The 7885-nt window shown below is 75.2% G+C and carries 9 protein-coding genes; 2 read left to right on the forward strand and 7 right to left on the reverse strand.

The features are described 5' to 3' along the window. From G9H71_RS19770 to trhA, 6 genes are all read right to left on the reverse strand, one after another. A partial coding sequence (locus G9H71_RS19770) for a S8 family serine peptidase (RefSeq protein ID WP_231135154.1) occupies positions 1-1688 on the reverse strand: 1688 nt, incomplete at its 3' end. A 240-nt stretch (positions 1689-1928) separates the two neighbouring features. Then, on the reverse strand, positions 1929-2783 hold the full coding sequence (gene otsB, locus G9H71_RS19775; protein ID WP_166284508.1) for a trehalose-phosphatase: 855 nt from the start codon (positions 2781-2783) through the stop codon (positions 1929-1931). A 143-nt stretch (positions 2784-2926) separates the two neighbouring features. Then, positions 2927-3568, reverse strand: a complete 642-nt coding sequence (locus tag G9H71_RS19780; protein WP_166284509.1) for a LytR C-terminal domain-containing protein — start codon at positions 3566-3568, stop codon at positions 2927-2929. A 37-nt stretch (positions 3569-3605) separates the two neighbouring features. Continuing rightward, positions 3606-3911, reverse strand: coding sequence for a DUF3263 domain-containing protein (locus tag G9H71_RS19785; protein ID WP_166284510.1), 306 nt, complete (start codon positions 3909-3911; stop codon positions 3606-3608). 179 nt (positions 3912-4090) lie between these two features. Beyond that, positions 4091-4741: a response regulator transcription factor gene (locus G9H71_RS25320; RefSeq protein WP_166284511.1), complete on the reverse strand. Its 651-nt coding sequence runs from the start codon at positions 4739-4741 to the stop codon at positions 4091-4093. Positions 4742-4772: 31 nt separating this feature from the next. Further along, positions 4773-5567, reverse strand: a complete 795-nt coding sequence (gene trhA / locus G9H71_RS19795) for a PAQR family membrane homeostasis protein TrhA (RefSeq protein WP_331273138.1) — start codon at positions 5565-5567, stop codon at positions 4773-4775. 189 nt (positions 5568-5756) lie between these two features. Between trhA and G9H71_RS19800 the strand changes: the two genes are divergently transcribed. After that, positions 5757-5951: a DUF2795 domain-containing protein gene (locus tag G9H71_RS19800; protein WP_331273139.1), complete on the forward strand. Its 195-nt coding sequence runs from the start codon at positions 5757-5759 to the stop codon at positions 5949-5951. A 68-nt stretch (positions 5952-6019) separates the two neighbouring features. Further along, positions 6020-6298, forward strand: a complete 279-nt coding sequence (locus G9H71_RS19805) for a hypothetical protein (RefSeq protein WP_166284512.1) — start codon at positions 6020-6022, stop codon at positions 6296-6298. A 98-nt stretch (positions 6299-6396) separates the two neighbouring features. Here G9H71_RS19805 and G9H71_RS19810 read toward each other — a convergent pair. After that, positions 6397-7885: glycoside hydrolase family 3 C-terminal domain-containing protein (locus G9H71_RS19810; RefSeq protein WP_196792305.1), on the reverse strand; the 1489-nt coding region annotated here is incomplete at its 5' end.

Here is a 7885-nt window from a genome sequence, read left to right on the forward strand (position 1 = left end):
CAGCTGCGGCCCGCCCAGCTCAGCCCGGCCCAGCTGCGGCCGGCCCAGCTGAGCCCCGCCCACTGGGTGGTGGTCGTCCAGCCCTCACCGGCCCACTGCGCGCCGTTGAAGGTGCCCCCGTCCCAGGCGGTCCCCGCGTCCTCGGCCGCGGCCAGGGCAGCGGTGTCGACCGGGTTGCCGAAGATGTCCTGCTCGCCGGAGAGCTGCACCCCGTCGAGCTCGAGGTGCGCGCTGCCGCGGCTGCCCTCGATCGTCCCGGTCCCCGTCGAGAGGTAGTCGGGCGCCGGCACGACGGGTGTCGCGGCTGCCGCGGCGGCGGCCAGGTCGAGCGTCCCGTGGCCCTGGGCCTGCACGCTCGTGCCGGGCAGCTCGTACGCCGTCGAGGTGAGCAGCGCCTTGACCTGGTCCGGGGTGAGCTCCGGGCGCTGGGAGAGCAGCAGCGCGGCCGCGCCGCTCACGACGGCCGCGGCCTGGCTGGTGCCGCTGCCGCGGAAGAAGCGCTCGCCGACCGCCGCCGTGGCGCCGTACTCGGTGTCGATCGCGGAGCCGGGCACGCGCAGGCTCAGCAGCGACGTGCCGGGGGCGACGACGTCGGGGTTGCGCCCGCCGGCGCCCCGGTTGGAGAACGCCGCGACCGTGTCGTCGGCGGTGCTCGCCGTGCCGTGCGTGTCCGTGGCCCCGACGGCGAGGACGACCGGGTCGTACGCCGGGTTGGTCAGGCCGGGCACGTCGCCGGAGTCGCCGGCGTTGCCCGCCGCCGCGACGACGACCAGCCCGTGGCGCCACGCCGCCTCCGCCGCGTACGCGAGCGGGTCGAGCAGGTAGCTCTGCGCGCTGTCGGTCCCGAACGAGAGGTTCAGCACGCGGACGTTGAGCCCGTCGTCGGCGCGGTGCTGCACGACCCAGTCGATGCCGGCGATCACCTGCGAGACGTCGACGGCCCCGGACCGGTCGCCGAGCTTGAGGCTGACGACGCGTGCGCCGGGGGCGACGCCGGTGAACTGCTCGGGCGCCGCCGTGGCCGGGTCGGCCACGTCCGCGTCCCGGCCCGCGATGAGCCCGGCCATGTGGGTGCCGTGCCCGTAGCCGTCCAGGCCCCGGTCGGTGTCGCGGTCCTGGCTGTCGAAGGAGAGGTCGGGGCCGAGCACGACGCGCTCGGCGGAGTCGAGCCCCGCCACCGGAGCCACGCCCGTGTCCAGCACGGCGACGTCCACGCCCTCGCCCGTGACCCCCTGCGCCCACAGCGCGGCGGCGCCGGTGCTCTGCGCGAGCACGGCCGGCGCTCCGGCATCGGTGGCGGGGTCGTACGCCGCCCCGCTCAGGGTGACGGCGCGGTCCGGGGAGACGACGCGCACGCCGGCGACGGCGTGCAGGGCCGCGGCCCCGCGGGCGTCGAGGCGTACGACCGCCTGGCCGATGCCGGGCAGGGCGCGAACGACGCTCCCGCCAGCCGCGGTGACGGCGTGCTGCAACGGCTCCAACGGCCCGTCGACGACGACGATCCACTGCGCGGTCGCTGCCGCAGGCGCACCGGGGCCGCCCGGCACCCCAGCCGCCGCGGGCGCGGCGGCCGCGCTCGTCGTCGTCAGGCCAGCCCCGGCGACGACAGCCGCACTCAGTGCTGCCCCGAAACGGGCCGCGACGGCGACCCGACGCGGCCGCGGACGGTCGCTCCAACCCAGGCTCATGTCACTCCTCGTGTTCGTCCGTGAACTCAACGCGAGAAGACTGTCGCCCGCCGAGCGCCCCGCGGCCAACCGCAGATCGGAGAAGCACCACGCCGGAGTAGGCAGAGGTCCCGGGGCGGTCCGGGCCTGGTGCAGGCGCACTCCCCCGGGCGGAGGTACAGAAGTCGGCAGGGCCGGCCGGCGGAAGCCCGAGCCGTCCCAGGCGGAGCCCCCCGGGGGGAGCGCGTAGCTGTCCGGCCGTCAGCCGAGGGCCAGCGCCAACCCCTCGAGCCAGCGCACGACGCCCTCGGGACCGTCGACGACCACGTCCGCGCGGCGCGCGAGCTCGACGACCTCGTCGGACCCGCTGCACACCAGCAGGCCCGGGACCCCCTCGGCGCGCAGCGCGTCCACGGCGTCGTACGCCGCGAGGTCGCCCAGGTCGTCCCCGACGAACACCACCGACGACGGGCCGGGGGCGGCGGCCTCGGCGGCGAGCGCGCGCAGCGCACCGCCCTTGTCGATCCCGGGCGGCCGCAGCTCGAGCACGTTGCGGCCGGGCTCGACGACGAGCCCCGCCTGCCCGGCCAGCCGGCCCAGCGGCTCGCGCAGCCGGTCCAGCGCGGCCGCCGGCTCGTGCGCCCGGCGGGTGTGGACGGCGACCGAGCTGCCCTTGTCCTCGAGGTACGCGCCCACGCCGAGCTCCTCGAGCAGCGCGGGCAGCGCGGCCCGCACGGCCGCCACTCCCGGCGCCGGCTCCGGTGCCGAGAGCCGGCCGGTCGCGGCATCCCAGCGCTCCAGCCCGTAGTGCCCCAGCACCGACATCCGCTCCAGCCCCGCCACTCCCGCGAGCCCCGCGTACTCCACCGCCCGGGCCGCCGGGCGGCCCGTCACGACGGCGACCCGCCCGAGCCGGGGGCCGACGAGCGCGAGCGCCCGCACGGCTCCGGGATGGGCCCGCGCGTCGTCGGGCTCGGGGACGATCGGCGCGAGCGTCCCGTCGAAGTCGAGCCCGAGCACGGCGCGCTCCGGGGCGGCGAGCAGGGCGGCGAGGCCGGCCCGCCCGGCGTCGGTCGTGGGGGCGCCCGTCGGGGCCGGCCAGAGGTCTGCACTCATCGCGAGCGCTCCTGCCCACTGGGCGGCGTGCTCAGTCGGGAGGTCGCCCGGGCCCGCGTGGGCGCGCGGACGGCCGCGGCCGGGCGGGCCACCGCTCAGCGGACGACGGTCGGGCGAGGACGACGGTCAGGCGAGGACGACGGTCAGGCGAGGACGACGGTCAGGCGCGTCGAGGAGAGCGTGCTGAAGCGCGGCCGGACCCGGTCGGTCCCCTCGAGGTCGGCAGCGAGGGCGCGCGCTGCGGCCTCGGCACCGTCCGGGTAGTAGACCGTCGTCGACGGCACCGTGCCGCGGAAGTTGCCGACCGCCGCGACCGTCCAGCCCGCGGCGCGCAGCCGGGAGGCCGTGGCCGCCGCCAGCCCGTTGCGGCCGGTCTGGTTGAGGACCACGACCTGCAGGTCGCGCAGCTCGCCCTCGTCTCCGCCGCCGGCGCCCTCGCTGCTGGGTGTCGGCGGGGTCGGCGTCGGCCGGGGGGTGCGGCTGGGCGTCGGGGTGGGGGTCGGGCTGGGCGTCGCCCGCCGGGTCTGGGTCGCGGTGGCCCGCGGCGCGCTCGGGGACGGCACGGCGTCGTACGTCGCGCTGGCCGCGGCCGCGTCGTCGTCGCTGGTGGTGTCGGCCGGAGCCCGGCCCAGGACCGCCCAGAGGCCGCCGACGATCGCGACGACCGCCAGGACGGCGACGACGGAGCCGAGCGCGGCGCGGGCCGCGGCACGACGGCCGCGGTGCGAGCCGTGGCGAGGCTGCTGCAGCGCGTCGGGCTGCTCGCGGGAGCTGGACCTGCTCATCGTGGGACGAGGCTATGCCGGACGAGCCGGCAGCTGCCTAGGCCTCGAAGCCGAGGCGGCGGGCCGAGCGCTGGCGCTGGCGCGCCGCGCGCAGCCGGCGCAGGCGCTTCACGAGCATGGGGTCGTGCACGAGCGCCTCGGGACGGTCGAGCAGCGCGTTGAGCACCTGGTAGTAGCGGGTGGCCGACATGTCGAAGAGCTCGCGGATCGCCTGCTCCTTGGCGCCGGCGTACTTCCACCACTGGCGCTCGAAGGCGAGGATCTCGCACTCGCGCTCGGTGAGCCCCTCACCCGTCGCGACGGACGAGGCGCCGGCCCCGGTCGTTGCCCTCGCGGCGTCCATGCGGTCTCCCTCGATTCCTGCGCCGAGTCGTTCCTGCGCGTGAGTCCGGCGTGCCGTTCCGGCCAGCAGTCTAGCGAGGGAATCACAACGGTGTGGTTCTCCGGCGCGCGCCCCGTTCGGGCGATTCCCCGGCACCTGGCTCCGTCGGGCCGGGCGGGTGGGCGCCGCCGAGCGGGAGGTCAGGGCGCGCCGAGCCAGGCGAGCACGGCGAGCACCCGGCGCGAGTCGGCGGCGTCGGGCTGCAGCCCGAGCTTGGTGAACATGCTCGTCACGTGCTTCTCGACAGCGCCCTCGGAGACCACGAGCCGTTCGGCGATGGCGACGTTGGAGCGGCCCTCGGCCATGAGGGCCAGCACGTCGCGCTCGCGCGGCGTGAGGGCCGCGAGCCGGTCGACGGAGCGCCGGCGGACGAGGACCTGCGCGACGACCTCCGGGTCGAGCACGGCCTCCCCCGCCGCGACCCGGCGCAGCGCGTCGAGGAAGTCTCCTACGTCGGCGACCCGGTCCTTGAGCAGGTAGCCGACGCCCCGGCCGTCGCCGGAGGCCAGCAGCTCCGCGGCGTACGTGTCCTCGACGTACTGCGACAGGACGAGCACCGGCTGGCCCGGGACGCGCTCACGCGCCGCGACCGCCGCCCGCAGCCCCTCGTCGGTGTGGGTCGGCGGCATGCGCACGTCCACGACCGCGACGTCGGGCCGGTGCTCCTCGACGGCGGGGACCAGCGAGCTGCCGTCGCCGACGGTCGCCACCACCTCGTGCCCGCCGTCCTCGAGCAGGCGGGTGAGCCCTTCGCGGAGCAACACGCTGTCCTCGGCGATCACTACGCGCACGCGCCGAGCCTAGGGGCTGGGCGACCTGTGCTCAGCCGGCGGAGTACGCCACGAACGACACGGCGATGTAGTGCACGACGAACGCGACGAGCGTGAACGCGTGGAAGACCTCGTGGAACCCGAACCAGCGCGGCGACGGGTCGGGCCGCTTGGCCGCGTAGACGATGCCCCCCACCGTGTAGAAGAGCCCGCCGACGAGCAGCAGCACGAGGACGGCCACGCCTCCGTGACGCAGGATCTCCGGCAGGTAGAACACCGCGACCCACCCCAGCGCCACGTAGACCGGGGTGTAGAGCCAGCGCGGCGCGTCGCTCCAGAAGACGCGGAACAGCACCCCGACGAGAGCGCCCGCCCACACCAGCCAGAGCAGGGTTCGGCCGCCCGCGTTGTCGAGCAGCAGGGTGGCGAACGGCGTGTAGGTGCCGGCGATGATCAGAAAGATGTTCGAGTGGTCGAGCCGCTTGAGGACGGCGTGCGCCCGCGGTCCCCAGCTGCCCCGGTGGTAGGTCGCGCTCACCCCGAACAGCAGGATCGCCGTCATCGCGAAGACCGCCGTGGCGACCCGCGCCTCGAGCGTCGGGGAGAACGCGACCAGGACGAACCCGGCGACGATCGAAGCCGGGAACGTCCCGAGATGGAGCCACCCGCGCAGCTTGGGCTTGACGCTGTCGACGGTCCCCCGGACGTTGTCGCGCACCGTGTCGACCGTCTCGCGGACGTTGCCCCGGACTGAGTCGACGGTGTCCCGGACGTTCTCCCGCATGTCCGACGCCCGGCCCATGGCGCGCTCGACGGCGTCCTCGACCTGCTTCTTGCGCCTGCGCACACGGCAACTCTAGGAGCAGGCGCGAAGCCCGCACGAAAGTGCGCCGGTGGCGGGAGCTCCGTCGCCCGGGCGGGTTGCCGTCGCCAGGCGCCGCCGCCGCAGTGGCCCGGGACGGCACGCCCGGGAGCGGATGACGGGCCGCTGCGCGGGAACGCACTGGCCACGAAGCACGACGGCGAGGAGGCCCCGGTGACCCAGTACGCGTACGACGACGACATCAAGGCGGCGTTGAACGACGCCGACTTCCCGCTCGGCAAGGACGATCTCGTCCGCCACGCCGAGCAGGCCGGGGCGGGCGAGGAGGTGCTGCGCTCGTTGCGCACGCTGCCGCTCGCGGACTACCGGAGCCTGGACGAGGTGCTGCGGTCGACGCCGGACCGGTGACAGCCCCCGGCTCGCGGCCGGCGTCCCGGCCGGGTTCGCGGCCGGGACGGCCTGGGTAGACGCCGCCCATGACCGAGACACCGTTCCCCTCTCCCGACGCGGCACCCGACGCGGCACCGGACACCGTCGGCCCCGGCGCGGGGTCGCAGCCCGGCAACCCCGAGGCCGGCGGCGGCACGGCCGCGCCGCCGCTCGACACCGGAGGCGGTGCCGAGGTCTCGGAAGAGGGCGCGCCCGTCGGCTTCACGGTTGCGGTCGGCGACGCCGAGCCGGGCACGACCAGCGACCCCGAGGAGGCCCGCGACGTCGCCGCCGGGCCGGGCGAGGGCCCGCCGCCCGAGCGGTAGCGGGCGCAGGGGGCAGACACGCGAGCGGGCCCGCGGTCGGAACCGCGGGCCCGCTCGGCGTGCCGGCGTCTCCCGGAGCTGGGAGCGCCGGAGCGCGGCTACTTGAGCCGGGAGCTCCAGACCTCCTCGAGGAGGTCGACCGCCGCACCGGGGTTGCCGATCAGCAGCTGGTGCTCGGCGTCGGCGGTCAGCGCCGCGCCGTTCACCCGGAGCGCGGTGCCGCCGAGCGACACGAGCCGGCTCTGCGCCACGTCACGGGCCACCGAGACCAGGAGGTCGTCCTGGGCGAGGGTGTCCTTGGTCGTGGCCTGCAGGTCCTCGCCGGCGCGCTGCAGGTAGCGCAGGACGAGGCCCGCGTCCCACACCGTGCCGTTCGAGTTCCAGTTCGCCGCCGCGAGCGCCCGGTCGAGGTTCTTGACCGCGCTGTCGACGGAGCGGTCACCGCCGGCGAGCGCCGCGAGCTGCGTACGCACCGCCTGCACCCGTGCCTTGGCGTTGTCGGTCCGCAGGCCCCAGCCGTAGGGGAACTGCGGGTCGTACGACGCGTCCCCGACGTTGAGCGGCTGCTGCGCGGCCGTCTTCGGCCAGGAGACGGGGAGCCGGCCGGTGAACGGCTTGTCGCCGAACAGCACGTCCGCGACGCCGGCGCCCTCGGAGCCCGGCAGCCACGACGCGACGAGCGCGTCGATCTTCGACAGCTGGTCGTTCAGGGCGAGCGGCCGGCCGGAGACGACGAGCACGACGCACTTCTCGATCGCCGCGCAGACCTTGTCGACCGCAGCCTTGTCGGCAGCCGTCAGCGCGAGCTGGTGGCCGTTGGTGCCGACGTCGCCCTGGCCCTCGGCGTACGGCGTCTCGCCCACAACGACCACGCCCGTGTCGTAGCCGGCCATCGAGGCCGACGCGTCCTTGCTGTAGGTCAAGGTGGCCTGCGGCGCGATCTGCTTGATCCCGTTGAGGATCGTCGTGCCACCGGTGGTGCTGTCGTTGCCCGACATGCCCTGCCAGGAGATGGTCCAGCCACCCATCTGGTTGCCCAGGTCGTCGGCGTTGCTGCCCGCGACGTAGACCTTCGAGGTCTTCGACAGCGGAAGAGCGTTTCCGGAGTTCTTCAGCAGCACCTGGGACTGCGCGGCCGCCTCGCGAGCCACCGCCCGGTGCTCGGCCGAGCCGAACTTCGACAGGTTGGCCCGGTCGGTGTAGGGCTTCTCGAACAGGCCCAGCAGGAACTTCTGCGTCAGGATCCGCTCGACCGCGTCGTCGATCCGCGACATCGGCACCCGGCCCGCGTTGACCTCGGAGGTCAGGGCGGCGGTGAAGCCCTGGTAGTCGTTCGGGACCATGATCATGTCCAGGCCGGCGTTGATCGACGTGCGCACGTCGCTCGTGTAGTCGCCGGGGATCTGGTCGATGGCCGCGTAGTCACTGATGAGGAAGCCGTCGAACCCGACCTTGTCCTTGAGCCAGTCGGTGAGCAGCTCCTTGTTCGCGTGCATCTTGATCGGGTTGCCGAGGCCGTCCTCGGTCCAGTCGACGCTGGAGTACGACGGCATGATCGTCCCGGTGTGGTGCTGCTGGACGGCCGGG

The organism is Motilibacter deserti, from assembly GCF_011250635.1.
GTDB classification, from domain to species: Bacteria; Actinomycetota; Actinomycetes; order Motilibacterales; family Motilibacteraceae; genus Motilibacter_A; species Motilibacter_A deserti.

Excerpts from the sequence above, each read along its gene's own strand:
- G9H71_RS19780 (WP_166284509.1), bottom strand. The coding sequence starts at position 3,568 with ATGAGCAGGTCCAGCTCCCGCGAGCAGCCCGACGCGCTGCAGCAGCCT.
- G9H71_RS19785 (WP_166284510.1), bottom strand. The coding sequence starts at position 3,911 with ATGGACGCCGCGAGGGCAACGACCGGGGCCGGCGCCTCGTCCGTCGCG.
- otsB (WP_166284508.1), bottom strand. The coding sequence starts at position 2,783 with ATGAGTGCAGACCTCTGGCCGGCCCCGACGGGCGCCCCCACGACCGAC.
- G9H71_RS19805 (WP_166284512.1), top strand. The coding sequence starts at position 6,020 with ATGACCGAGACACCGTTCCCCTCTCCCGACGCGGCACCCGACGCGGCA.